Here is a 25,191-nt window from a genome sequence, read left to right on the forward strand (position 1 = left end):
ATGGCTTCAGTTTCAGATATAACTACACAAACAACTCAACAAAAAAACGCCGAGAAAAAGGCAAAAGCAAAGCAAGATGCAGCAGCTGGCACAGGAACTAACCCAAATGCGCAGCTAGATAAAGATGCATTTATGAAGCTACTTTTAACAGAGCTTCAGTATCAAGATCCAACAAGTCCTATGGATACTGAAAAGATGCTTACGCAAACTAGCCAACTAGCTTCACTAGAGATGCAACAAAATACAAACTCAGCTATGAAAGAGCTTGTAAATCAATTAAAATCAAATGCAAATGCCTACGCTATCTCAGCTCTTGGCAAAATGGTCTCAACTGGTTCAAACTCGGTTTTACTAACAGATGAGCAAAAAACTGTAAATTTTGCACTTTATTTTAAATCAGATCTTGCAAATGGTAAGCTTGAAATTAAAAATGCAAATGGAGAGGTCGTCCGTTCAATCGATATAAAAGATCTAAAGTCAGGAGTTCGCAGAATATCTTGGGATGGCAAAGATGATTCTGGAAAACAATTACCAAATGGCGCATATACAGTCTCTGTTAATTACACTGGAAAAGACGGTAATTCATACAAAACTCAAGTAGGTAGCTATCCAGTCGAGGCAGTAAAATTTGTAGACGGCAAAGCTATGATAAAAATCGCAGGCGAATATGTCCCAATGGATAAAATATCTGAATTTTACGAAGGATAAAAGCCATGATGAGAGGTTTTTACAACGGAATTAGTGGCATTAAAACACAAAGCTTTGGCATGGATGTTTGGGCAAATAATATCTCAAATATCAACAACGTAGGTTTTAAAGCTTCAATCCCTGAGTTTAAAAATTTAATCAATCAACATATGGCTTTTGCTGGAAGTGGTCCAACTAACAATCAAGTAGGTCTTGGAGCTACGAAACAAACGACGGCTTTAAAGATGACAAATGGTAGTTTTCAAAATACTGATAATAACTTTGACCTAGCCATAGGCGGTAAAGGCTTTTTTGGCGTCGTTGATAAAAACGGTAGAAACTACTACACAAGAACAGGTAGCTTCGATATAGATGGGGCTGGAAATTTAGTAGATAATAAAGGCAACTTGCTTCTTGGTACGTTAACAAGTTTTACTCCAGTCACCCCAAGTGCTAATGCTCTTAGAAAATATGGTCAAACAAAAGGTACCACGCAGGCATTTACTGCAAAAGAAGAGGATCTAAAACTAGGCGATACTGGCTCACAAAAAGGTATAAATTTACCTCATTTTTTATATATGCCAGCCAAGCAAACAAAAAATATAAATTTAAAAGGCAACCTAGACTCAAGCCTTATAACAGATAAGCGAACAACAGCCATTGATGCGGCAAATTTTAACTATACACTCGATAATACAAACAAAACTATCTCGCTAAATGGACAAATCCCACTAAGTCAGACGAACTTTGGTGCAAAAGCAGGTGACAGCGTGGTGGTAAAAGTAAAAGACGGTGATGGTAAATTTAGTGAGTTTTCGACTACACTAGAGAGCGATGGCAGCTGGCATATAAATAATAAAAGCCTAAAATTTATGAATTTTGCTAGCTTAGATGTAAAAGCCGAAGTTACGTCACTAGTTGAAGTGGCCAATAAAGAAAAACTAAGTTCAGAGATATATAACAGCGATGGTACAAAGAGCTTAGTAACTATAAATTTTACAAAGCAAATCCCTCAAGGTGGCAATCAAACTACCTGGAATGCTACAGCTACAATAACCGATGCTAATGGTGTTGTGCAAAATACAGCTATGGGAACACTTACCTTTGATGGTAGCGGCAGGCTTGTTACAAATACATTAACAAGCGTTGGAAACGTGGCTTTAAATTTTCTTGGCGATGGAGATGCAAATGTCTATAATGGCATAACAAGCTCGGCTAATTCAAAAAAAGATTTTGTCATAAAAGCAGATGGCTACGCCGAAGGAAATCTCACAAAATATAGCGTCGATGACCGTGGAAATATCATGGCAAATTTTGACAACTCTCGCTCATTTATAGTTGCAAAAATAGCTCTATATCACTTCCAAAATGAGCAGGGCGTATCAAAAGTGGGTGACAATCTCTATGAAGCAACTCCAAATTCAGGTGAAGCATTTTTTTATAAAAATAAAGCTGGTGAGACTATTTATGGCTCACAAATTCTTGCAAATAAACTTGAAATGAGCAATGTCGATCTTGGTCAAGCGCTAAGTGAGGTTATAGTCACACAAAAGGCTTATGAGGCTAGTGCAAAAAGTATCACAACAAGTGATGAGATGATCCAGACTGCTATTCAGATGAAGAAATAATTTTTATACTAGTTGATGATTAAAAATTTAAAATGAATGATAATCTTAAGAATAGAGTTTGACTTCGTTTATTAAAAACTCATAAACTCTTTGCTGAACTAAAATCTCTTCCTCACAGCCACTCATCAAGCGACGAAGGTGAGAAAAATCTATCTTTTTGGAGTATCTTTTGTGATCTTTTAGGTCTTTATCAATGCTTAAAAGTAGTGCATCAAGTGTGATCCTATCGTTTCTTTTAACTCTTGCTACATACTCTTTAACAGTTTGGATTAAAAAGTCTTTTCTTGTTTGATCATTTTCATAAATTTCATTTGTAATGTCATTTAAAACAAAAAAATCATCTTCGTCTGGGTCAAATTTAGCAGAGATCATAGCGGCAAAAATTTTTGCACGAAATTCTAAAGATTTGTGATGATAGATAAAAAAATCTCTAAAAGCTGATAAAAAACGAAGCTTAAACTTTCCAGACATTACTCTACTTTTTGTGAAATTTTGGCTGATTATATACTTTTAAAGCTAAATTTTTAAAAATGTAACTATAAAACAAAATTTAAGTATAGTTTTTGTATGATTGCGAAGCTCCTTCTTAGACCTGTGCAATGCTTTTTATGAGCACCGCTTCAGGGTGGGAACACAGCAGAGCACTTGTATTAAGTGTGTGCCGCAGTCATCTGAGAGGGGGTCTTTCTAAACCAAAATGCTCATTAAAATCATCGCAAATTTCTAAAAAATCCACTCCGTCGATCTTAGGTTTTTCGCTAAAAAATTTATACATATTATTAAAGCCATCAGTTAGCTCTTTTGATTTGACACCGTAGCTTATAGAAATTCCAGCTTCAATGTAGGCTGAGAGCTTGTCGCAGTATTTTAGCGCTTTGCCGTCGATTGGGTTAAATTTATCCTCATTTACGTTTTCCATCGTCCCTTCGTGGCAGATGATTTTACGCTCATAAGCCCTATTTTCAAACTCATCTTTGATAAATTTCTCGCCATCTTTTCTGATACCAAGGATATAGCTAAACTCATCTTTGATCTTTTCTGGCACAAATGGCAAAATCCTCTCATCAATAAGCCTCATCTCATACTCGATGATGATCTCATTTAGCCCTTTTACGCCGTATTTTACAGGGCTTATGATATCTCTTGTGAGGCTCTCTGGTAGGTCGTGAAATAGTGCACAAAAGAAGTTATTTTCTAGCCGTTTTTTGCAAGCTTTTGCTTTTAGCGAGTAAAAATAGCTAAGTATCGCAACAACTAGCATATGCCCTAAGACCGCAGTTTCAGGGATGCGAGGCGTTTGTGCCCATCGCTTTTGAAACCTTAGCCTGCCACTTAGATCTACAAGGCGGGCTAATTTTTGATTCATAGCGATCTTTCTAACGCCAATTAACTCGTAATAATCCTCCATCTCCTCCTCGACCTTCGCCTTAAGCTCGTCGATATCGCTTAAAAACTGGCTCGTTTGATAGACGATAGAAAATTCCCACCTAGTGGCAAGATAGCTAGCTGCTTTTAGGATAAGGCGTTCTTTTTCATGCTTTTTATCACTTTTAAAATAACTTTTAAATCTCTCTAAAAACTCGCCATTTTCAATATCTGAAATAAGGCTATCAAGATTACTTAAAACCCAGCTATTTATCTGCTCTTTTTTTGTCTTTTGGATGTGGTGAAAGACGTCTGGACGTATGTCTGTGACTACGACCCTACTTAAAAACTCAAAAATTCCAGCCTCAATGATATAGTTCATATCGGCGTCTTGCTCTTGTTTTGCTATGAAATAAGCGATGATAAATTTATGAGCCTGCTTATCAAGCTCGACTAAATTTGCCATCTTTGGATAGTCATTCCAACGTGATATAGATGCTGCTTTAAAGATATGTTCTATAAGCTTAGCACTTATCATTATTTATCCTTTTTGACTACTTTTGGCTTCTTATCATCGGCATAGCTTATCTTTCTAAAACCATCTTTATTTGAGCTTCTTCTTGGCTTGTCATCTTTTTTAAATTTATCATCTCTGCTGCCCCTGCTGCTGCCACGATCACTTGTACTTCGTCTCTCACGTGGTTTATCGCTAAAGCTTCTCTCCCTACTTCTTGGAGTAAATTCTTTCTCTTCAACTGGCTTTTTTACAACTAGATCAGAGCTGATCTCGATAACTGTGTGGACATTTCCACGTGGGTTAAAGTCGCCAACTATCTTCATAAATTTTGGCTCAAGTTTTTTCTCTAAAACAGAATAAATTTCATTTATACTATCTTCGTGGCTGATGTTGCGGTTCATAAAGCTATTTATATAAAGCTTTATCGCTTTTAGCTCGACAACTAGCTTATTTGGGATGTATTCAAGATATATGGTCGCAAAGTCAGGATAACCAGAGCGAGGGCAAAGGCAGCAAAACTCAGGCAGAGTAATCTTTATGACATAGTCCCTTGTTTGCTTATTTTCCCAGACCTCAAGGTCACTCTCCACGTCAAATTCTTTCAAAATTTTCTCGCCATACTTCATCTCTTCGCTCATTTTTTATCCTTTTTCTTTTAAATATCTAAGTGTTTAACGTCTTTTGCGTGGTCTTGGATGTAGTTTCTTCTTGGCTCGACCTCATCGCCCATGAAGAGATTAAACGTGTCAGAGGCGCTTATAGCATCGTTTATATTGATCTTTAAAAGTCTTCTGTTCTCAGGGTTCATCGTAGTCTCCCAAAGCTGCTCAGGGTTCATCTCACCAAGACCTTTGTAGCGCTGGATATATGCACCTTTTTTAGCATTTTTCTCTACTTCATCAAGCACGTCTATAACGTCACTATGCAAGTCTAGGCCGCGCTCTTTTATCTTTTGGCTGATGTAAAGTGCCTCTTCGTAAAGTGGATTTGTGAATAAATTTTCATTTACCACAAGCTCTTCTAGGCCGCTTTCAGTTTGCACATAAATTCTAATCTCATCTTCGCTAACGTAGTGGTTTAGGATGTTGTGACCCTCAGCTTTTAAGAAGTCTCTTAAAATTTCAAAAATTTCATTGTAGCTTTTTGAAACGATGTCTGGATTTTCTATCATATAGCGGATCGCTGAAAGGACGTTAAAGCGTTTTTCAAGCTCTTTTAAGACACTTCTATAAGCTGCAACGATCTTTAAGAAATCAATCAAATCCGCACTGCCAATACCCTCTATATCAACGCCCTCGATACCAGTTTCGATAAGAAATTCATTTAATGCCTTTTCATCTTTTAGATAAATTTCTTTCTTACCTTTTTTATAGCGGTAAAGTGGCGGCTGAGCTAGGTAGATGTGGCCATTTTCTACAACTTTATTTAAAAATCTAAAGAAGAAGGTTAAAAGAAGTGTTTGGATGTGGCTACCATCAACATCGGCATCGGTCATGATGATGATCTTATGATATCTAAGCTTCTCAGCGTCAAATTCATCTCCGATGCCACATCCTAGCGCTGTTATCATATTTTTTATCTCATCAGATTTTAAAATTTTATCTAGTCTTGCCTTTTCAACATTTAGAATTTTACCCTTAAGCGGCAATATTGCTTGAAAGACCCTATCACGTCCTTGCTTTGCAGAACCGCCCGCAGAGTCGCCCTCCACTAGATATAGCTCGCTAATTACTGGGTCTTTGCTTTGACAATCAGCTAGTTTGCCAGGGAGCGTGCCTACGCTCATGCTCTCTTTTTTGCGAGTTAGATCTCTTGCTTTTTTAGCAGCTTCTCTACCACGAGCTGCCATTAGAGCTTTATCCATTATTGCTCTTGCTTCGATAGGATTTTCTTCAAAATACTTTGTAAGCACGTCAAAAACCATCTTTTGAACGATAGGTTTTACGTAGCTTGAGCCTAGTTTGCCCTTTGTTTGTCCCTCAAACTGCGGCTCTGGCACTTTTACGCTCACAACTGCGATAAGTCCCTCGCGGATATCTTCGCCAGTTATCTTTGTATCTTTTTCACGTGCAGCAGCATTTGCTTGAACGTAGTTTGTGATAACTCTTGTAAGGCCTGCTCTAAATCCAGCCTCGTGTGTACCACCATCTGGAGTTTTGATGTTATTTACAAAACTTAGTAAATTTTCACTATAGGTGTCGTTGTAAAGTAGTGCAAAATCAACCATAACATCATCTTCGCCACCGCTAAATGATACTGCTTTACTGACAGCATTTGCCTTGTTCATATCAGTTACAAAGCTCTCTAACCCACCCTCAAAATGAAAGCTCTCGCTTCTGCCATTTCTTTGATCTTTAAAATTTATAGTTATCTTTGGGTTTAGATAGGCTAGCTCACGAAATCTTTTTACTAAAATTTCATCATCAAATTCAGTCACTTCAAATATACTATCATCTGGCCAAAACTCGACTTGTGTGCCTGTACGGTTTGTAGTTTTTATGACTTCAAGATCGCTTTGTGGAATACCTTTTGCAAATTCTTGTCTGTGAAGTTTGCCATCACGTTTGATATTTACGACTAGCTTTTTAGAAAGGGCATTTACAACAGATACACCAACGCCGTGAAGACCGCCTGAGACCTTATAAGTGTCCTTGTCAAATTTACCACCAGCATGAAGCACAGTTAAAACAACAGTCGCAGCTGAAATTTTTTCAGTTGGGTGCATATCCACTGGGATACCACGGCCATTATCGCTGATGATCGCTGAGCCCTCACGTGTAAGCTCAACATCTATCGTATCACAGTATCCTGCCATCGCCTCGTCGATAGAGTTATCAACTACTTCGTAGATCATATGGTGAAGACCACTTATGTTAGTATCGCCTATATACATGCCTGGGCGTTTCCTGACCGCTTCAAGCCCTTTTAGTACTTTGATATTTTCTGCGCCGTAATTATTTTCCATAATCTTGCCTTATCTTATAAATTTATCGGCATTATTACTGTTGTTAATTCTTTTGAATTTACAACAAATGCTAGTGAGCTTTCATTAAATCCAAGCTCAAAATTTTCATCCTCTATGCTACTTAAAAAGTCAAGTAGATATCTATTTTTTATACCTATGAAAAATTCATCTCCAAGCTCTAAACCAGTTTGATAATCTATCGTAGTTTTTGCTTCAGAGTTATCTTCTATAACACTTTCAAATGTTATATTGTCTTTTGCAAAGGATATTTTCATTGTATCACTTAGCATTGAGATAGTTTTTATACCCTCTATCATCTTATCTCTACTTAGTTGAAGTCTTTTTCTGACCTCTTTTGGTATGACACGCTCGTAATCTGGGAATTTGCCATTTATAAGTTTTGTGAAAAATTCAAAATTTTGGCTTTGAGCGATTAAGATATTTTCATCATAGTAAATTTCTATCTTGTCAAAAAATAGTTTTTGTATTTCATTGATAGCTTTTTTAGGGATTATAAGTGAAAATTCTTTTTCTGTTGGTGTTTGAAATCTAAATACACTAAGTCTTCTTGTATCAGTACCAACGATATTTATAAAGTCTTTTTTAATATCAAGAAAAGCTCCGTTTAGTTCAAATTTTGGGTTATTGCTATCAATACTTGGTAAAATTTTCTTTAAACTTCTTCCTAACATAACAGCGTCAACGTCAAATTTTGATTTACCCTCAATCGTTGGAAATTCTGGAAAATCTTCAAATTTATACATTGGAAGTTTGTATTTTGAGTTTTTTTGTTTTATATAAAGATAGTTATTTACAGTTTCCAACATCACTTCTTCGTCTTTTAGACTTTTTATAATGTCAAGTAGTTTTTTACCATTTGCAGTTGCATAACCTTGATCAACAATTTTTACATTACTTAACTTATATGCTAATCCTATCTCATGATCAGTTGCTTTTATATTTAAAACCCCATCTTTTGCTGAGATATAAATGTGAGAAGTTATAGCACTAAGATCTCTTTTTTCAAGATATGGGTTTGTATTTGTTACTATGCTTTCAAGCATATTTTTGTTTATTAAAACTTTCATTAAAAACTTCCTTCTATTTTTAAATTTAATTTTTTTGTTTTAGTAGGTGATGTTAAAAAGTGAAAAGTGCTTTTCAACATCGAAATACAGCTATTTGAAATGTGAAAAATTATATTTTCTTTTTCACATTTATTCACAAATTTCATATTGTATTTTATCCTTTTGTCAAAATTTTGTTTTTTAATTCAGTAACTTTTAGACTAAAAATTTCATTAGTTTGTATTAGTTCATTTATCTTTTTAATATTATGGCTAACTGCACTGTGATCTTTCATACCAAAATAGTTTGCAATTTGTGGCATTGAGTTTGTTGTAAGTATCTTTGCAAGATATATGATGATTCGTCTTGCTTCTACAATATTTGTAACTCTTGATTTGCTTTTTATATCACTTTGTTTGATATTTAGTTCTTTACTAACTATTTCAACGATAGTATCGAAATTTATATTTTCACGTTTTTCTTTGATCAGATCTTTTAATATACTTTTTGCAAGATCAAGTGTTATCTCTTCTTTCATAAGAGTTTTAAAAACATTTAAATTTATGATAGCTCCCTCGATCTCACGGATATTATCTCCCATGTTTGTAGCTATGTAGTTTATGACCTCTTTATTTAGATCGATTTTATCAAATTCACATTTTTTGATGATGATGGCTATCTTTGTATCAAGTTCAGGCGGCGTAATATCAGCCATAAAAGCCTTATCAAATCTTGAAATCATCCTATCTTCAAAGCCTTTTAGTGTTTTTGGTGGTCGATCTGAAGTCATAACTATTTGACCATTTTTTGCTAAAAGTTCATTATATGTGTTGAAAAATTCTTCTTGAATTTTATCGGTTTTGCCAAGAAATTGCACGTCGTCTATTAGTAAAACATCGCAGTTTCTATATTTTTCACGAAATTTTGGCATTGAGTGGTTATTTATGTGACTAGTAAAATCTATCATAAATTGTTCGCTAGTTACGCAAATAACGGTTTTTCCTTTATTTAAACAATGATTTCCAACTGACTGGAGTAAGTGAGTCTTGCCAAGTCCAGTCGTGCCATAGATAAAAAGTGGATTATAAAGTACGCCAGGTTTTTCAGCAGCTGCTTTTGCGCTTAAAAATGCGTATTGATTTGATGCACCGCAGACAAAATTTTCAAATGTGTAGCTTGGATTTAAAATGCTACTTTGTGTTTTTATTTGTTTGACATTTATTTGATTTTGTTTTGATACCTTGCTACTTTTAGTAGATGAAATTTCAATATTTGGCTTTATCCCTGTTCTAACTTCATATAGATGAGCGATCTTATCAGCATATCTTGTATTTATAAATTTAGCCATTAACTCATTTGGTGCAGTGAATACTATAATATGATCGTCTGAAGCCTTTTCGTTAAATTTTAATTGTTTGATATAACTTTGGTATTCTTCAGGTGAAATTTGTGTTGAAAGATTTTCTAAAATTTCGTCTGCTATCAAATTTTTATGCCTTAAATTTTGAGAATTTTTATAGTGATACTATCTTAAATTTAATAAAACCTTTGTTAAACTCTAACAAACTTTTTCACATCGTGAAAAAGTCGTGAAAAAGTATTGAAAAGATAGTGATGAAAATTTTAGGAATCGATCCAGGTACGAAGAATTGCGGTTACGCGATACTTGAAAAAAATAAATTTAAAACTACTCTTCTTGAAGCAGGACTCATAAAAATAAAACCAAACACACTTCAATATCAAATCACCGAGCTTTGCGAGGGGCTTGATCTCATCTTTAAAAATCATAAATTTGATGAGGTTGCGATCGAAGATATATTTTTCGCTTACAACCCAAAGACAGTTTTAAAACTCGCTCAGTTTCGTGGCGCACTTAGCCTTAAAATTTTACAGCTTCATGGTGATTTTGCCGAGTATACGCCGCTTCAGGTGAAAAAAACTGTCACTGGCAAGGCTAAAGCTGATAAAGAGCAAGTGGCATTTATGGTGAAGAAAATTTTAGGTATAAACAAAGAGATAAAACCACTTGATATCACCGATGCGATTGCGATCGCACTAACTCATGCGAATAATTTAAGAATAAGCTAAATTTTTATAGGAAAAAGATGGCAGCGTTAAAAGCATTACTAATTGGCGAGGTGAAAAACTATGGCTCTCAAAGTGCAACTGATAAGTTAAATACACCATGGAGTTCAGCTATATTTAAAGTAGCTCAAAATGGTGAAATTTTTGCAAATGAACTTGGCTTTGAGGGTGATAGTGTTGCTGATACAAAGCACCATGGCGGCCCTGAAAAAGCTATATTTGCAAATTCGTTTGCAAACTATGCCCAGTGGGAAAAATTTTTAGGATTTAAAAATTTAGCTTATGGAGCTATGGGGGAGAATTTATGTGTTGATGGGCTTGATGAGAGCTGCGTTTATTTGGGCGATATCCATAAGATTGGCTCGCTTGTGCTTCAAGTCTCGCAGCCTAGAAAACCATGCTTTAAGCTCTCAAAAAGATGGGGCAATGAAAATATGGCTACTCACATCTTTGAAACTGGCCTTACTGGCTGGTATTACCGCGTCATAACACCAGGATCGTGCAAAGTGGGCGACGTGATAGAAGTTATAGAAAAAGATCCAGTTCATATGAGCATTTTAGAAGTAAATAGACTTTTTTACGCTCCAAATAAAAATTTAAATTTACTAGAGAAATTTAACTCTCTTACTACTCTTCCAAAAAGTTGGTATAGTGACATGGAAAGACGTATTCAAGGTATTTATAGCACAGAATATATGAGAAATTTATAATAGTAAGTAAAATTTTTATTATTTTAATACCCACAAACATTCAGATATTACAAGGCTTATGTGAAATTTTGCATGAGCCTTTAAATTTTAAACATTTTTTACGCTAGAATTACCAAAAATTTAAAGGAGAAGATATGCCATTACTTGATAGTTTTTGTGTAGATCACGTAAAAATGCAAGCCCCAGGAGTAAGACTAGCAAAAAGTATGAAAACTCCAAAAGGCGATGATATCAGTGTTTTTGACTTGAGATTTTGCAAGCCAAATGAAGAAATTTTGCCAGAAAAGGGCACTCACACTTTAGAGCACCTTTTTGCTGGCTTTATGAGAAACCATCTAAACGGCAATGGAGTAGAGATCATCGACATCTCACCGATGGGCTGTAGAACTGGCTTTTATATGAGTGTCATTGGCACACCTAGCGAAGAAGCCGTAAAAAAGGCATGGCTAGCCTCTATGAAAGATATTTTGGAAGTCAAAGATCAAGATAAAATACCAGAGCTAAATAAATTTCAATGCGGCACTTACAAGATGCACTCACTTGATGAAGCGCACGCCATAGCAAACAAAATTTTAGCACAAGGTCTAGTCATCATAAACAACGAAGAGATCAAGCTCGATCTTGACGCTATGGGACTAAAAAAACACTGATTTGAAGCCAGCTAAACAAGAAAATCAAGCCTATTTAAAAGAGCAAATTTTAACCTATCTTGGCAATAAACGCTCTCTTTTAGGCTTTATAGATTTAGGCGTAAAATACGCAAAAGATGAACTTAAAAAAGATAAGCTTAGCTGCTGTGATCTCTTTAGTGGAAGTGGCGTGGTGGCTAGGTTTTTAAAGCAAAATAGTGAATTTCTAGTCGCAAACGACTTGGAGTTTTATAGCTTCATCACAAACTCATGCTATTTGCAAAACGCTACAAATGGGCTAAGAGATGAGATAAATTTCTGGCAAAAAAGGCTTGAAAAAGAGATAGAAGATAATCTTTCTGAAGGCTTTATAACAAAACTTTATGCCCCACAAGATGATAAAAATATTACCGAGGGTGAGAGGGTTTTTTATACTAGAAAAAATGCCATTTTTATTGACACAGCAAGAAGACTCATAGATGAGATATTGCCAGAGGAGATGAAAAAATTTTTCATAGCTCCACTACTTTATAATGCAAGCGTGCATGCAAATACGAGTGGAATTTTTAAAGGTTTTCATAAAAATAAAGAGGGCATCGGTCAGTTTGGTGGCAGGGGACAAAATGCCATCTCAAGGATCACCTCTGATATAAATTTGACTAAGCCTATTTTTTCAAATTTCAGCGTGCCATTTGAGGTCTATCAAAAGGATGCAAATTTACTGGCAAAAGAGCTTGATGGCCTTGATCTAGTCTATCTTGATCCGCCTTATAACCAGCATCCATACGGCTCAAACTACTTCATGCTAAATCTCATCGCAAGCTATGAGGAGCCAAGTAAAATTTCAAAAGTTTCAGGCATCGCAAAGGACTGGAACAGATCAGTTTTTAATAAAAAATCGTCAGCAAGTGAGGCATTTTTCGAGCTGATAGCAAATTTAAAGGCGAAATTTGTGCTTATCTCGTTTAATTCAGAGGGCTTTATCAACCAAGATGAATTTGATCAAAACCTAAATAAAATGGGCAAGGTTCATCTGCTTCGTCAAAAATACAATGCCTACCGTGGCAGCAGAAATTTAAAAGCTAGAAACATCCACGTAGACGAGCTTCTTTACGTTTTAAAAAAGTAAATTTAAGGCTTTAAGCCTCATTCTCAGGCAGACACTTCTCAAAGATAAATTTATGCTCTTTGGGCAGGGCGTCGTAGATAGCATTTGCTAAATTTCTTATCTCCCAAAGAGCTGATTTTGAGCTTCTTAAAGAGATGAAATTTTGCAAGCTTCTAGCATTTATGCTCCATGTAAGCTCAGTTTTATAGCACTCTGGCAAGCAGTATTTGACGATGTCAAGGCTTTTTGTAGTTGAGGCTAGTATTTCACGTAAATTTTCAAGTGCTTTTATGCTTGCGTTATCGACTAGTTCGTCATTTGTTAGTACGATAAATTTAGCCGCACGATCAAACTGCCCTACTTCAAATTTCTCCTCTTTTTTTAGCTCTTTTAGCGTGTAGCGGGTTGATTTGACGCTTAGACTTGCTATGCGGTGGCGGGCTAGCTCTTGAAGTAGCGCACGAGAGATACCTTGGATGTAGAAGTTGTAGTATAGGTGCTCTAAGGTCGAGGCGTGTTTAAATTTATTGCCTACCCTATCTATTAGCTCAACATCTTTTTCACCGCCGTTATCGCCTTTTTCAAAGCTTTGCCAGCATGTGCGGATAGCGTGAGAACAGATATTTAGTGGAGTGTGATTTAGTAGTGTTACTTGCATTTTTTCTCTTTTGTAAAATTTTTTAACATTTTACAAAAAGAAGGCTGATTTTATTTGTAAATTTAAAGCATAAATTTTAAAGGGAGTCAAACGCTCCCTTTTGTAAAAGTCTTAGTTATTTTAGTTATTATTGTTTTAGTTGAAGAAGTGTATTTAGCATCTCATCGCTTGTTGTGATAGTTTTTGAGTTTGCTTGGAAACCTCTTTGGATTACGATAAGATCTGTTAGCGCACGGCTTAGATCGACGTTACTAGCTTCAAGTTTTGAAGCTGCGATCGTTCCCTTATCGCCTGTACCAGCTGCACCGATGACTGCTTCACCTGAGTTTGCAGTTTGTGAAAATACGTTTCCGCCCTCACTTTGAAGACCTTCGTTATTTGTAAAGGTAGCAAGTGCTACTTTAGCTAGACCAAAGCTTTGACCATTTGAAAATGAGCCTATTATCGTTCCGGTCTCATCTATTTTTATGCCGTTTAATGTGCCGCCTGTGTAGCCATCTTGTGAGATTGACTCAGTTGATGAGTCTTTATCAAAGCTTGTTAAGCCGTTAAAATCAGTTCCAAGACCAAAATTTAGACTAATGTTTTGGCCACTTTGTGAGCCGTTGTTAGCTGAAAATGTTATCGTTGCTGGATGAAAACTTGCAAGTGAGCCATTTGCGTTAAATCTAGCTGTTCCAGTTATAACGTTATCTGGACCTTCACCTGTGTAGTTTATCTTAGCTGGCTCTGGTACTTGTATAACCATGCTCCACTCAGTTCCACCATCTGTTGTGGTACCCGTTTTTGTCCATTTGATACTAACTGTGTGTTTTGAGCCAAGTGAGTCAAAAATTTCTGCCGTTGAGCCGTGGCTTGACATCATCATCTTTCCACTTGCTCTTAGAGCTTGGCCTGGGCTTAGTGCGCCATCAAGTGCTTTCATGATAGTTGTGAGCCTAACGTTTTCATTTATAGCTGAATTATTTGTACCTTGAGCTGGCTTTGTAAGACCAGTTGTTGTCATATAAAGTGCATGATCTGCTACTTCATTTGATGGATTTTCTAGTTGAAATTGACCTAGTTTATTTACAGTGATCTTTACTCCATCATTTGTATCATCACCTGCAAGTGCTTGAAGTGCTGCGATACCAGCTGCGTGCTTTTGATCTGGAGTACCAGCTGCAGCGGCATATGCTGTATTATAAGCTGTTTGATATGCAGTGTTAGTTATGGCTGCTCCACCAGTTCCAGGTGCTATTCTATGTGCTGCGGTTGCTAGTTTCGCCGCATCAAGTGCATCTGAGTTTGCTCTTATTTGGCCGTCGCCGTTGTAGTCAACGTGGTTTCTAGCATCTTCTTGCATAGCAGCGCGAAGATCTTCTGTTGTTGTTATTTGTCTTGCGATTTTATCGTTATTTGGATGAACAGCTGTTGTTTGTGAGCTTGTATAGACATATTGATAAGCTGTGATGATATCTTTATCAGCTAAACCAGTAACAGTATTTCCGCCATTTACTTTTAGATGGATATTTTTTGTCTCTTCAGTGGTGCCTGAGTTATTTCTATTTATAAGTGTTAGTTTATTACCTTCTGAAATTTCAGCTCTAACGCCAGTTTTATTATACTGGGCGTTGATAGCAGCTGCAACATCACTTATACTTGTTATTGTGTTAGCTTGAGATTTGATGTTTGTGCCATTGATCGTGATATCAAGTGTTGCTGCTGGGTTTATCTGTCCGATGCTTTGTGGCAATCCACTTCCTACTGTAAATTTTTCAGTTTTAGCATTTGCATAGCTCACCCAGATACCTTGCCCATCTCTTAAAGCAAGGCCATTTCCAAGCTCGTCAAATGTAACACCAAGATCGACGCCACGCTCTGTTAAGCTTTGTTCTTTTCTTGAGTTCGTATAAAACTCATCGTTATTTGTATCATTCTCGTTGTGAACTTCGTTTGCATTTAAAATTCCGTCATTGTTATAGTCACGTCCACCAGCAACAGAGTCTAGTGAATAAATAGGCGTGCTTCTTTGTCCTATGGTATTACCTGAGTCAAGGTTACCTTTTATCTTTACTTCTGTTGTCGCTCTTGCTGGAGTAGTAAGACCCTCTTTTATCACGATATTTTTTATCGGTCCAGTTGAGTCGATAGTGCCAGTCTCTTCATCTCTTGTCCAGCCTTGAACGATATAGCCACTATTGTTTACAAAATTTCCAGCTTTATCACGGACAAAGTCACCATTTCTTGTATAGTATCTTGTAGTTCCACCATCTGGAGATACGACAAAGAAACCATTTCCTTGAAGTGCAAGGTCTGTTTGCTTATCAGTAGATGTTAGTGTGCCTTGTGAGAAAATTCTTGTAGTTGAGTTTATAGTCGTTCCTAGACCTATTTGCATAGCATTTTGACCGCCTAGCTGACCTTGTGGAGCAGTAGCAACTCTTGGAGTTTGGCTTAGTATATCAGCAAAATTTGCACGGTTGTATTTATAACCATAAGTATTGACGTTTGCGATATTGTTGCCTTCTACGTCCATGGCTATCTGGTGGGCTTGTAGGCCTGAAACACCAGACCAAAGTGATCTCATCATTGACTTATCCTTTTTGCATTTTAAATTTTTATATTTTTAAAAGCAAAAGATGTTCCAAAATTTATATTGATAAAAAGTAGAAGAAATAAAAAGAAATTTGGCGTAATTAACGCCAAATTTTATCCAAGTATCATAGCTCCAACGATGCCACCGATGATAAGTGGGATATTGAAAAATATAAATGTAGGTACACAAGTATCATATATATGGTTGTGCTCACCATCAGCATTTAGACCGCTTGTTGGCCCAAGTGTGCTATCACTTGCAGGACTTCCAGCATCTCCTAGAGCTGCAGCTATGCCAACTAACAAGATGATGGCTGGTACGCCAAAGCCAAGGCTAACGCATAGTGGCACATAGATAGAAGCTAAGATAGGGATCGTGCCAAAGCTAGTGCCTATACCCATCGTAACAAGAAGTCCGATAAGAAGCATCAAAAGTGCTCCACCTATCTTGCCGCCAGATACCAAGCTAGCGTATTTTACAAGCTCGTCTATTCCGCCACTCTCCCTTAAGATAGTGCCATAACCTGCAGCAACTAGCATGATAAAAGCGATAAATCCCATCATAGCAAGGCCATTGTCCATGATCTTATCTACTTTTTTATACTCGATACCGCCAAAAACAACCATAACCAAAAGTCCAAGTAGTGCGCCAAGAGGTAGTAGCTCAGTATAAATTTGCACACCAAAAGCCACAACTGCACCAGCTAAAACCGCCCACTCTTTTTTAGTCATCTCAAGGCTTTTTGCGCGCTCGATCTCATCAAGCTCTTCTTTTTCAAATTTTGAAGTTTTATAAACTCTTTTTTTACCATAAAAAAGTATGGCAAGGATAAGTCCAATAAGCATCGAAGCGCCACCTATCCACATAACAGAAGAGATATCAGAAATAGATGTGGTTATGCCGTTATTTGCTAGCTCTTTTTTTAAGATATTGTGAAAAAGCAGACCAAAGCCAACGCTAAGGCTTACATAAGGTGCTTGAAGACCAAATGTCAAAGCACAAGCCACGGCACGTCTATCTATCCCCATTTTGTTCATAATAGCAAGAAGTGGTGGGATCAAAATAGGTATAAAAGCTATGTGAACTGGGATTAAATTTTGAGATAAGCACGCTATAAATGCAATAGTTAGTATAAAAATCACTTTATTTGAACTAAGGAATTTACTCAAAGCATTTATCAAGATAGCAGTTAAATTTGTATTTGCGATGGCGGCTGCTAAAGCACCAAGTAAAATATAACTAAGCGATGTTTCAAGATTGCCTTGCATACCGCTTATGAGGCTTTGTGTAGTCTCTTTTAGGGCTGTAAAGAGGCTATCGATCCCACCTGCAATACCACTTTCAAATCCACTAAATCCATGCTTATACATTACTCCCGCAACAAGAGCAGAGATAAGGATAGAAAGCAAAATGTTAAAACGCAATAGACAAAGTATCGTCATTACCAAAATGCTAAAAACAACAGGGTTAAATATAAGCATGAGCGTCCTTTTTGTGAGTGTTGAGAGATTATACAAATGTGTGGCTTATTAAATTTTAAAAAGAGTGGCTTAAGTGGGCTTGTGTTAAGATTTTGAGTAAATTTTAAAAGGAAAAAACGATGGATTTAGAGAAAATTTATAAAGAGGCTGGGGCATATTTAGAGGGGCATTTTTTACTAAGCAGTGGCAACCACTCGCAGTTTTATCTCCAAAGCGCAAAGGTGCTTGAAGACCCAGCTTTGGCTGGAAAACTAGCCGACGAGCTTGCCCGTGTGATAGAGAAATTTGGCATTAAATTTGATAGCGTTTGCTCGCCTGCACTTGGAGGAATTTTAGCTGGCTATGAGCTAGCTCGCGCAGCAAAGAAGCGTTTTATCTTTACAGAGCGAGTTGAAAAGGTAATGAGTTTAAGGCGTGGCTTTGAGGTAAAAAAAGGCGAGAAATTTATCGTCTGCGAAGATATCATCACAACTGGCGGCTCAGCACTTGAAGCGGCACGTGTAATAGAGAGCCTTGGTGGTGAGGTAGTTGGCTTTGCAGCGCTTGCAAATCGTGGCTTTTGTAAGGTCGCAAATTTAGGCAATGAGGCTAAGCCAAATGCAAAACTACCAAGTGATAAGCCATTTTTTGCTTTGGGAAATTTTGAGTTTGAAATTTATGAGCCTGAGCATTGCCCACTTTGTAAAAATGGAAGCAAAGCGATCAAACCTGGAAGCAGAGGTAACTAAAATTTATACTATAAATATAGCTATCTTTCTTTTTTAAAATTGATCGATAGCTAAAATTTTTAGAAAAATCCAAAAATAGTACTTATAGAAAAATTTTAATCAAGACTTCAAATCATTTCAACAAAAATTTATAGTTTAATTTTTAAAAATAATCTGTCTTTTATATTGGTATGAATTATTTTTTAGATAATCTTATTTTTTAAGCTACCAAGTGATAATATCTGCTCAAAAAGCGAGATGAAGCTATGCAAGAATATGATATTTTAGACGTTTTATCAAATAAAAAGGTCCTTTGCCTTGAAGATGAAGAGGCGATTTTAAAAAATATTTGTGCTTCTTTAGAGCTATTTTTTGCCGAGGTAAATGGCGTAACAGATGGCTATGATGCACTTGAGCTAGCGATGAGCGATGCTTATGATGTTTTGGTACTTGATATAAGCGTACCAAATATCGATGGTCTAGAGATCGCTAAAAAAGTAAGAACTATAAATCAAAAAATTCCTATCGTGATCTTATCAAGCCACATCGAGCAAGAGTATTTGTGGAGAGCAGTTGAGCTAAAGATCACAAGGTATCTTGCAAAGCCATATGATAAAAAATCATTTATAAAAGCCCTAGAAGACGTTGCTTTAGAGCTTGTTGGACGCAAGCCGACTCTTAGGCTAAATGATGAAGTAGAATACGATTTTGGCAAAAAAGTACTTTATATAAATGGTGAAATTTCTCATCTAAGTAAGAGCGAAAGCAGGCTTTTAGAGTATTTTTTAAACAACAAAAATCAAACTATAACTTATGAACAAATTTTTGATTATATTTGGGAGTATGAGCAGCCAAGCAAAGAGGCGATAAAGACGATCGTAAAAGAGCTTAGAAGGAAGCTTGGCAAAGATGTGATTAAAAATTTATATGGTGTAGGTTATCTTTGTGAAATATAAATTTCAGCTAATCGTTAGTGTTTTTATCTTTGTTTATCTCTTAATATCCGCACTTGTTTTAAATTTTTATAATAATCTTGCAATGAAAGATGCCAAAAAAGAGGCATATTATGTGCTTGAGAGTATAAATTCTGTAAGAGAGTACATCGCAGGCGTTCAGCGTCCGTTGATAGAGCAGCTAAAGCATGATGGCATTATAAAAGAGGATTTTTTTGACGAGAGATTGCTTTCATCTTCATATATAAGCCGTGAAATTTATAATATCCAAAAGAAAAAATACAATCTTGACTTTGACTACAAACTAGTCGCCATGGCACCTTTAAATAAAGCTCATGAGCCAAATGAATTTGAGGCACAGGTGTTAAGAGGCTTCAAAGAGAATAAATTTAGTGAGTTTTCAAAGATTATAAAAGATGAAAATGGCTCACAATTTTTTGTAGGGCTTCCTATAAGAAGTCAAAATACATCTTGCCTAGCCTGTCACAATAGCGAAAGTGCTCCAAAACAGATGTTGGATCGTTATGAAATTTCAAATGGAAAAATTTCTGAAGCAAGTGAGATGATGGCAATGCTATCTTTTAAAATCCCACTACGTGCCATTTTTTCTTACCATTTAAAAGAGGTTGTCATCATAATGAGCGCGATAGCCTTTGTATTTGGGATATTTTTGCTACTTGTTTATAAGATGCATAGGCGTGGCGAAGAGAGCAAAAGACAGACTGAACAGCTAATGATACATCAAAGCCGCCTAGCCTCAATGGGCGAGATGATAGGCAATATCTCACATCAGTGGAAGCAGCCCTTAGCTCAAATCAGCTCAGCTTTAATAAATTTAGAACTCTATCAGGAGCGGAAAAAGCTTGATGAAGCAAAAATTTATGAGTTTATAGAAGAGACTAGCAAGCAGATAAATTTTATGTCTGAAACGGTTGATGATTTTAAAAACTTTTTTAAACCAAATACTTTAAAAAGGGAGTTTAGCGTAGAGGAAGTAGTAAATCAAACTATAAAAATTCTAAACGCCTCACTTAAGAAATATCAAATCGAAATAGAGATTGATATAATAGAAAATTTTACAATCTTTGCAAATTTTAATGAAATAATCCAAATTTTAATAAATATTATAAACAACGCAAAAGATGCATTTAAACAAAGCTATGTAAAGCCAAGAGTAATAAAAATTTATACTTTCATAAAAGATAATCGTAAAAATTTATGCGTGCAAAATAATGCAGGAGCGATAAAAGCTTCGTTTTTAAAGGTTATCTTTGAGCCACACTTTAGCACAAAAGAGTCTGGCAGCGGGCTTGGTCTATATATGAGCCGGTTAATCGCTAGTAAAAATAACGCTCTAATCTTTGCTAGAAATGTAGATGAAAATAGTATTACATTTACAATTAGTTTCGAAAATTTATAATTTATTAAAATTCCCCCTTTTCTGCCCTTTTTTGGTGTTAGTATTATCAGTATGAAATCATTTTGATTTTAGGATAAAAATTTAAAGGAGGGCACATGAGAAATCTACAAAAAGCCTTAGCTGGTTTGCTCATGGGTGTTAGCATCTTCGCTTCACAAGCCTGTTGCGAAGAGCATAATATGCAGATGTCCGATAAAGCACGTGATGTTATCGCAAATCCTAAAGGCACACTGCAAAGTAGAGGTGTTATCTCCTTGCAAGACTACGTCGTAGAAGAGCAAGAGATGTATAACTGGTTATTTAAAAACCACCCTATTTTTACAAAGTATGGTGGTAAAACCGTCGGCAAAATGGTCGTTCACGACCGTGGCTTAGAGTGGCTTGCCGAGGGACATGGCTTTGATATGTCAAAGCTTAGTAAAAGAGATGGCGGTAAGGGCTATAGTTCTATGATGTATAGAATTCCAGCCACTTCATCACTTCAGTTTCCTAACAAATTTGTAGGACCAGAAAAGTGCGGTGAGTGTCACCCAGCTCAGTATGAAGTTTGGAGCAGATCTCGCCACGCAACTACTATGCGTTTTCCTGGTGAGCACCCAGAGGTTAATAACAACCTAACTGAGCCAGTATTTGACAAAGATACCGCTTCTATCCTTCCAAAAGGTATTACTCCAGATGTTATCTACGCAACTGTTGGTCACTTAAGAACCAAAATGGGCTACGTTGATGCGTGGCTACTTCGTGGTACTTACTACGTTGAGGGCGGTTTGCTAAGAGATGGTACAGGTCAGATCGTAGCTGGTGGTAACCAATGGCAAAGAACATGGGCGTTAAATTTAGACGACGCAACTGTTAAAAAGATAAAAGAGCTTGTCCCAGAATTTCCTGGCACTCTTGAAGAGTATGGCGACAATGGCGGATATGTTAGAGGTCTTGCTTCATACGCCGCAAAACATAAAAAATCAATGTTTTTCCAAGCAAACTCATCATATTGTGAAGTTTGTCACCCAGTTAAATTTGATTTCAAATCAAAAGCAGAATTTTATGCAGCACTTGGTAATGCTAAAGAGCTTCAAAAACACACTATCTCAAAAGGCGTAAGCTGTGAGGAGTGTCACGGAGCTGGCGGTCACCTTGACGGAGCTACAAACTTTAGAACATCAAACTGCGAACGCTGCCACCAAAGGTTTAACTTTAGCCCAGATCTAGCTCGTGCTAATCCTCTTAATAACGGTAAGCTTGATCTCTCACTTAGCTCTAAATTTAAATCAATGGGACCAGGATGTGGTTCTGAAGGTTCACAATCATACTTTACAGCTCACTATGACAAAGGTATGAGATGCGTAACTTGCCACGATCCACACGACAACACAGGCCCAGTTGTAGGCGATAAAAATGTAAAAGGCATGAACTATAACTCAGAGCAAGGTTATCTAAGCTCATTCTATACTAAACCAAAACTCAAAAAAGAGTGTAAAGATTGCCACGAGACTCAAGCATATATCGCATCTAAAGCAGATACTCACAAAGATAACACTTGTGCATCTTGCCACATGCCATTTATGATGAGTTGTGAGAATTTCTACGCTGTTCAGTTCCAAGACAACGCTGGCTTTGATACTCAAAGAAGATCTCATATCTGGAAGATTATGGTTGATCCAAAAGAGAAATCTCTAGTACCAGGCGATGCTGCTAAAGGCCCAAGAGATGCTAAAGATTGGCACTTTGAGAGAGATAAAAATGGCCATAACTACGTTGACTTAATGTGGGCGTGCGCTAGAACATCTTGGGCTGATAAAGATATGAAAGATACCAAAGGCTGCCACAGCCCAGTATTATCTGAGCTAAAACCAACACTTCACTTCAAAAACCAAAAACAAGTTTATGATGAAGTTATGGGATGGCAAACTCCAGTTAAGAATGAATTCTCTGAAGTTAAGATTGGTATTGAAGGGCTTTACTCACTACTTGAGACTAAAAAACTTGATGCAAGTGATAAAGTAAGAGTTTATGAGCTTATCCAAAATGCTCAAGAGATCATCGATATGGTTGAAAAAGATGGTTCGTGGGGTATGCACGGATTTAAATTTACTAAACAAAAACTCGATGCATCAAAAGAGTATATAAAAGAAGCTCAAAGAATTTTGAATAAAAATTTATAGCATTTAGGGGCTAGTTTTAGCCCCTTTAATCTTAAGGGTTTGATATGAAAAATAAGGTTTTAAAATTTACGCTACTTCTTAGCTTAAGTGCTTCTGGTTTGCTTGCAAATGTAGATTCAAATGAGTCTTATGCTATGGGAGCAACAAGTGGTGGATATGTTTTAAAAGGGTTACTTGAACAAAAACAAATAGGCATTAGCTACGATGCTGAGGCCGTTATCAAAGGTTTTAGTGATGCACTAAAAGGAGAGCTAAAACTAAGCGATGATGAGATAGCAAAGCTACTAAACAAAAGAGCTGAAAATTTAGACAAGATAGTAAAAGAAAAAGAAGCCGCCATACTTAAAGAGAATTTAAAGCAGGGCAAGGCTTTTATGGATAAAAATGCAAAAAATAAAAATGTAAAAACGACAAAATCAAAATTGCAATATGAAATTTTAAAATCAAGCAAAAAGGGAGCGACTCCAAAACAAGAGAGTATCATCATAGCAAACTATAAAGCTAGCTTTATCGATGGTAAGGTCTTTGATGAGACAAAAGAGGCTCCAGCTCATCTTTCTATGCTAAATTTGATTCCAGGTCTTGAAGAGGGCTTAATGCTCATGAAAGAGGGCGATAAGTTTAAATTTGTTATCCCGCCAGAACTTGCGTATGGCGATAGCGGCATGGAGGGCATACCTGGAGGCGAGACTATCGTTTTTGAGATAGAGCTTGTTAAGGTCTTAAAGCCAGGTGAGTTAGCCGAGGCTGCAAAGAAAATTCACGAGAAAGAACTAAATGAGGGCATTAAAAAGCCTCATTAAGATATAAAAATGGAGTTAAAAATGCAAAATCAAAAAAATAGAAGAGCCTTTTTAAAAAGCATGGTAGTTGTGGCTGCTGGTGCTGGTGCGGCAAGTAGTGGTTTTGCTTTTAAGAGTGAAGAAAGTGTAAAAAAACCACACTTTGGTATGATATTTGACCAAAATAAATGTGTTGGCTGTACAGACTGCGAGATAGCTTGCAGAAAGGTAAATTTAGTCCCAAAAGGGCAGATGAGACTTTTTATAGAAGATAAGACTAATCCTAAAAATTTACTCGATAAAAGATTTGTAAGAGTGTCTTGTCAGCAGTGCGTCGATGCGCCTTGTGTAGCTGTTTGTCCGACCAAGGCTTGTCATAAAGACGAAAAAACTGGCATACAAACTACAAACATAGATGATTGTATCGCCTGTAAATACTGCATCGTAGCCTGTCCATATGATGTGAGATATATTGATAAGGTTACGCACTCAGCTCAAAGCTGTAACTTTTGCGTAGATACAAATTTAAAGGACGAAAAAGAGCCAGCTTGTGTAGAAGCTTGTAGATATGAGGCGATCGTCTTTGGCGATCTTAACGATGAAGATTCTCACATCAGCAAGCTACTAGCCGTAAAAGATAGCATAAGGCTAAGAGCAGAGCTTGGCACAAAACCAAGCCTTAGATATATTCCTAAAGTAAAAATGGGGGTGTAAGATGGATGGTGCATTAAATTTTACTGCAACATTTTCGCATGGAGTAGAGTGGGGCTGGCCGATCGCTGTTTATCTTTTGCTAGCTGGTATGAGTGGTGGAGCGCTAATCGCTGCTATACTTTTAAAACACTATAAAAAGCAAGAGAGCTTTAGCCCATTTTTCAAGGCTGCTTCGCTTTTAGCATTTGTTAGCATCATGCTTGGTATGGTTTGTCTGATAGCTGATCTTGAAAAGCCACTTTTGTTTTGGAAAATTTTGATTAATTATAATTTCACATCAGTTATGTCTATCGGTGTTGCTGGACTTTGTGTATTTATACCGCTTAGCTTTTTGATGTGCCTTTATGCATTTAATGATGAGATTTCAAATTTCTTAGCCAAAAGTTTAAAATCCTTTAGTACTCTTTTTGCATTAATAATGAAAATTTTAATACCGCTTTATCCATTTTTAAGTCGTATTTGTCTCATTTTTGCTGTAATAATTTGCGCTTATACTGGATTTTTGATCTCAGTTTTGATTAGATTCCCTCTCTTAAACACAGCTGTGCTTCCAGCTTTATTTATAGCTTCAGGACTAAGTGCTGGCATAAGTGGCAGTAGCTTGGTTGCAGCAGCTTTATTTAAAGAAGATCCGCACTCAAGCGACCTTCACTCGCTTCATAGCGTAGAATTTAGCGTTTTGGGAGCTGAAATTTTACTCATTTTAATGCTTTTTGTATCGCTTTTGCTTGGTTCAAGTTATCAGCAAAATGCAGCTGTTGCTTTTTATAGTGGCGTTTGGGCAAATTTCTTTTGGCTTGGTGTTGTGCTAGTTGGCTTCATTGTGCCTTTTGTTTTAAATTTTGCATTTGGCAAAAAAGTAGCTAGCCTAAAATTTAGCTTTTATATCAGTTCATTAGCGGCTGTTATTGGTGTTTTACTGCTTAGGGTGTTTATACTTTATGCGGGACAAACTTATAGCATTTAAGGTAGAGG

The 25,191-nt window shown here is 36.6% G+C and carries 22 protein-coding genes and 1 other RNA gene; 14 read left to right on the top strand and 9 right to left on the bottom strand.

From position 1 onward, the window contains the following. Positions 1–708, top strand: coding sequence for a flagellar basal body rod modification protein (locus CVS95_RS05225; protein WP_021090228.1), 708 nt, complete (start codon positions 1–3; stop codon positions 706–708). A gap of 5 nt (positions 709–713) precedes the next feature. Beyond that, positions 714–2,315, top strand: a complete 1,602-nt coding sequence (locus CVS95_RS05230; RefSeq protein ID WP_199906333.1) for a flagellar hook protein FlgE — start codon at positions 714–716, stop codon at positions 2,313–2,315. 45 nt (positions 2,316–2,360) lie between these two features. Here the strand turns inward: CVS95_RS05230 and CVS95_RS05235 are convergent, their stop codons facing one another. Beyond that, entirely contained in the window at positions 2,361–2,786 is a 426-nt protein-coding gene (locus tag CVS95_RS05235) for a hypothetical protein (protein WP_087578100.1), read from the bottom strand. A gap of 112 nt (positions 2,787–2,898) precedes the next feature. Between CVS95_RS05235 and ffs the strand changes: the two genes are divergently transcribed. Then, positions 2,899–2,996, top strand: an RNA gene (gene ffs, locus CVS95_RS05240) — signal recognition particle sRNA small type. Here the strand turns inward: ffs and CVS95_RS05245 are convergent. The 5 genes from CVS95_RS05245 to dnaA form a co-directional block, all read right to left on the bottom strand. Beyond that, on the bottom strand, positions 2,983–4,218 hold the full coding sequence (locus CVS95_RS05245) for an HD domain-containing protein (protein WP_107695808.1): 1,236 nt from the start codon (positions 4,216–4,218) through the stop codon (positions 2,983–2,985). The genes ffs and CVS95_RS05245 overlap by 14 nt on opposite strands. After that, entirely contained in the window at positions 4,218–4,835 is a 618-nt protein-coding gene (queF, locus tag CVS95_RS05250; protein WP_234400014.1) for a preQ(1) synthase, read from the bottom strand. Before queF ends, CVS95_RS05245 begins: the two co-directional genes overlap by 1 nt. Positions 4,836–4,852: 17 nt before the next feature. After that, entirely contained in the window at positions 4,853–7,162 is a 2,310-nt protein-coding gene (gene gyrB, locus CVS95_RS05255; RefSeq protein ID WP_107695809.1) for a DNA topoisomerase (ATP-hydrolyzing) subunit B, read from the bottom strand. 14 nt (positions 7,163–7,176) lie between these two features. Further along, a complete protein-coding gene (gene dnaN / locus CVS95_RS05260; protein ID WP_107695810.1) occupies positions 7,177–8,250 on the bottom strand; it encodes a DNA polymerase III subunit beta in 1,074 nt (357 codons plus the stop codon). A 154-nt stretch (positions 8,251–8,404) separates the two neighbouring features. Beyond that, the gene (gene dnaA, locus CVS95_RS05265) at positions 8,405–9,715 is read right to left on the bottom strand and encodes a chromosomal replication initiator protein DnaA (protein ID WP_107695811.1); all 1,311 of its coding nucleotides are present in this window, start codon (positions 9,713–9,715) and stop codon (positions 8,405–8,407) included. Positions 9,716–9,837: 122 nt separating this feature from the next. Here dnaA and ruvC point away from each other — a divergent pair, with 122 nt between their 5' ends. From ruvC to CVS95_RS05285, 4 genes are all read left to right on the top strand, one after another. After that, entirely contained in the window at positions 9,838–10,317 is a 480-nt protein-coding gene (ruvC, locus tag CVS95_RS05270) for a crossover junction endodeoxyribonuclease RuvC (protein ID WP_178140253.1), read from the top strand. A 17-nt stretch (positions 10,318–10,334) separates the two neighbouring features. Further along, entirely contained in the window at positions 10,335–11,024 is a 690-nt protein-coding gene (locus tag CVS95_RS05275; protein ID WP_107695812.1) for an MOSC domain-containing protein, read from the top strand. Positions 11,025–11,158: 134 nt separating this feature from the next. Continuing rightward, positions 11,159–11,674 (top strand): S-ribosylhomocysteine lyase, encoded by a 516-nt coding sequence (gene luxS, locus CVS95_RS05280; RefSeq protein WP_107695813.1) that lies wholly within the window; start codon positions 11,159–11,161, stop codon positions 11,672–11,674. A 1-nt stretch (position 11,675) separates the two neighbouring features. Continuing rightward, a complete protein-coding gene (locus CVS95_RS05285) occupies positions 11,676–12,782 on the top strand; it encodes a DNA adenine methylase (protein WP_107695814.1) in 1,107 nt (368 codons plus the stop codon). A 10-nt stretch (positions 12,783–12,792) separates the two neighbouring features. Here CVS95_RS05285 and thyX read toward each other — a convergent pair whose 3' ends face one another. The 3 genes from thyX to CVS95_RS05300 all read right to left on the bottom strand — a co-directional run bounded on the left by thyX (position 12,793) and on the right by CVS95_RS05300 (position 17,478). Next, on the bottom strand, positions 12,793–13,419 hold the full coding sequence (thyX, locus tag CVS95_RS05290; RefSeq protein WP_107695815.1) for an FAD-dependent thymidylate synthase: 627 nt from the start codon (positions 13,417–13,419) through the stop codon (positions 12,793–12,795). Between the two features lie 127 nt (positions 13,420–13,546). After that, positions 13,547–15,991, bottom strand: a complete 2,445-nt coding sequence (gene flgE / locus CVS95_RS05295) for a flagellar hook protein FlgE (protein WP_107695816.1) — start codon at positions 15,989–15,991, stop codon at positions 13,547–13,549. A 119-nt stretch (positions 15,992–16,110) separates the two neighbouring features. Continuing rightward, positions 16,111–17,478 carry a Na+/H+ antiporter NhaC family protein gene (locus CVS95_RS05300; RefSeq protein ID WP_107695817.1) on the bottom strand — a complete coding sequence of 456 codons (1,368 nt, stop codon included), beginning with the start codon at positions 17,476–17,478 and terminating at the stop codon, positions 16,111–16,113. A 119-nt stretch (positions 17,479–17,597) separates the two neighbouring features. On the opposite strand from CVS95_RS05300, the gene pyrE reads away from it, so the two are divergent. The 7 genes from pyrE to nrfD all read left to right on the top strand — a co-directional run bounded on the left by pyrE (position 17,598) and on the right by nrfD (position 25,183). Next, entirely contained in the window at positions 17,598–18,206 is a 609-nt protein-coding gene (gene pyrE / locus CVS95_RS05305) for an orotate phosphoribosyltransferase (RefSeq protein ID WP_107695818.1), read from the top strand. A gap of 245 nt (positions 18,207–18,451) precedes the next feature. Then, entirely contained in the window at positions 18,452–19,141 is a 690-nt protein-coding gene (locus CVS95_RS05310) for a response regulator transcription factor (RefSeq protein WP_107695819.1), read from the top strand. A gap of 82 nt (positions 19,142–19,223) precedes the next feature. Beyond that, positions 19,224–20,558 (top strand): DUF3365 domain-containing protein, encoded by a 1,335-nt coding sequence (locus CVS95_RS05315; RefSeq protein WP_234400015.1) that lies wholly within the window; start codon positions 19,224–19,226, stop codon positions 20,556–20,558. A 95-nt stretch (positions 20,559–20,653) separates the two neighbouring features. Then, entirely contained in the window at positions 20,654–22,720 is a 2,067-nt protein-coding gene (locus CVS95_RS05320; RefSeq protein ID WP_103559511.1) for a cytochrome C, read from the top strand. A 44-nt stretch (positions 22,721–22,764) separates the two neighbouring features. Further along, the gene (locus CVS95_RS05325) at positions 22,765–23,523 is read left to right on the top strand and encodes an FKBP-type peptidyl-prolyl cis-trans isomerase (RefSeq protein WP_072595292.1); all 759 of its coding nucleotides are present in this window, start codon (positions 22,765–22,767) and stop codon (positions 23,521–23,523) included. Positions 23,524–23,544: 21 nt separating this feature from the next. Beyond that, on the top strand, positions 23,545–24,216 hold the full coding sequence (locus tag CVS95_RS05330; RefSeq protein ID WP_072595319.1) for a 4Fe-4S dicluster domain-containing protein: 672 nt from the start codon (positions 23,545–23,547) through the stop codon (positions 24,214–24,216). Between the two features lies 1 nt (position 24,217). Beyond that, entirely contained in the window at positions 24,218–25,183 is a 966-nt protein-coding gene (gene nrfD / locus CVS95_RS05335) for an NrfD/PsrC family molybdoenzyme membrane anchor subunit (protein ID WP_087584878.1), read from the top strand. Positions 25,184–25,191 lie beyond the last annotated feature (8 nt).

The organism is Campylobacter concisus (assembly GCF_003048905.1).
GTDB lineage: Bacteria > Campylobacterota > Campylobacteria > Campylobacterales > Campylobacteraceae > Campylobacter_A > Campylobacter_A concisus_V.

Excerpts from the sequence above, each read along its gene's own strand:
- CVS95_RS05225 (WP_021090228.1), top strand. The coding sequence starts at position 1 with ATGGCTTCAGTTTCAGATATAACTACACAAACAACTCAACAAAAAAAC.
- CVS95_RS05230 (WP_199906333.1), top strand. The coding sequence starts at position 714 with ATGATGAGAGGTTTTTACAACGGAATTAGTGGCATTAAAACACAAAGC.
- CVS95_RS05235 (WP_087578100.1), bottom strand. The coding sequence starts at position 2,786 with ATGTCTGGAAAGTTTAAGCTTCGTTTTTTATCAGCTTTTAGAGATTTT.
- CVS95_RS05245 (WP_107695808.1), bottom strand. The coding sequence starts at position 4,218 with ATGATAAGTGCTAAGCTTATAGAACATATCTTTAAAGCAGCATCTATA.
- queF (WP_234400014.1), bottom strand. The coding sequence starts at position 4,835 with ATGAGCGAAGAGATGAAGTATGGCGAGAAAATTTTGAAAGAATTTGAC.
- gyrB (WP_107695809.1), bottom strand. The coding sequence starts at position 7,162 with ATGGAAAATAATTACGGCGCAGAAAATATCAAAGTACTAAAAGGGCTT.
- dnaN (WP_107695810.1), bottom strand. The coding sequence starts at position 8,250 with ATGAAAGTTTTAATAAACAAAAATATGCTTGAAAGCATAGTAACAAAT.
- CVS95_RS05275 (WP_107695812.1), top strand. The coding sequence starts at position 10,335 with ATGGCAGCGTTAAAAGCATTACTAATTGGCGAGGTGAAAAACTATGGC.
- luxS (WP_107695813.1), top strand. The coding sequence starts at position 11,159 with ATGCCATTACTTGATAGTTTTTGTGTAGATCACGTAAAAATGCAAGCC.
- thyX (WP_107695815.1), bottom strand. The coding sequence starts at position 13,419 with ATGCAAGTAACACTACTAAATCACACTCCACTAAATATCTGTTCTCAC.
- flgE (WP_107695816.1), bottom strand. The coding sequence starts at position 15,991 with ATGATGAGATCACTTTGGTCTGGTGTTTCAGGCCTACAAGCCCACCAG.
- CVS95_RS05300 (WP_107695817.1), bottom strand. The coding sequence starts at position 17,478 with ATGCTTATATTTAACCCTGTTGTTTTTAGCATTTTGGTAATGACGATA.
- pyrE (WP_107695818.1), top strand. The coding sequence starts at position 17,598 with ATGGATTTAGAGAAAATTTATAAAGAGGCTGGGGCATATTTAGAGGGG.
- CVS95_RS05310 (WP_107695819.1), top strand. The coding sequence starts at position 18,452 with ATGCAAGAATATGATATTTTAGACGTTTTATCAAATAAAAAGGTCCTT.
- CVS95_RS05315 (WP_234400015.1), top strand. The coding sequence starts at position 19,224 with ATGAAAGATGCCAAAAAAGAGGCATATTATGTGCTTGAGAGTATAAAT.
- CVS95_RS05320 (WP_103559511.1), top strand. The coding sequence starts at position 20,654 with ATGAGAAATCTACAAAAAGCCTTAGCTGGTTTGCTCATGGGTGTTAGC.
- CVS95_RS05325 (WP_072595292.1), top strand. The coding sequence starts at position 22,765 with ATGAAAAATAAGGTTTTAAAATTTACGCTACTTCTTAGCTTAAGTGCT.
- CVS95_RS05330 (WP_072595319.1), top strand. The coding sequence starts at position 23,545 with ATGCAAAATCAAAAAAATAGAAGAGCCTTTTTAAAAAGCATGGTAGTT.
- nrfD (WP_087584878.1), top strand. The coding sequence starts at position 24,218 with ATGGATGGTGCATTAAATTTTACTGCAACATTTTCGCATGGAGTAGAG.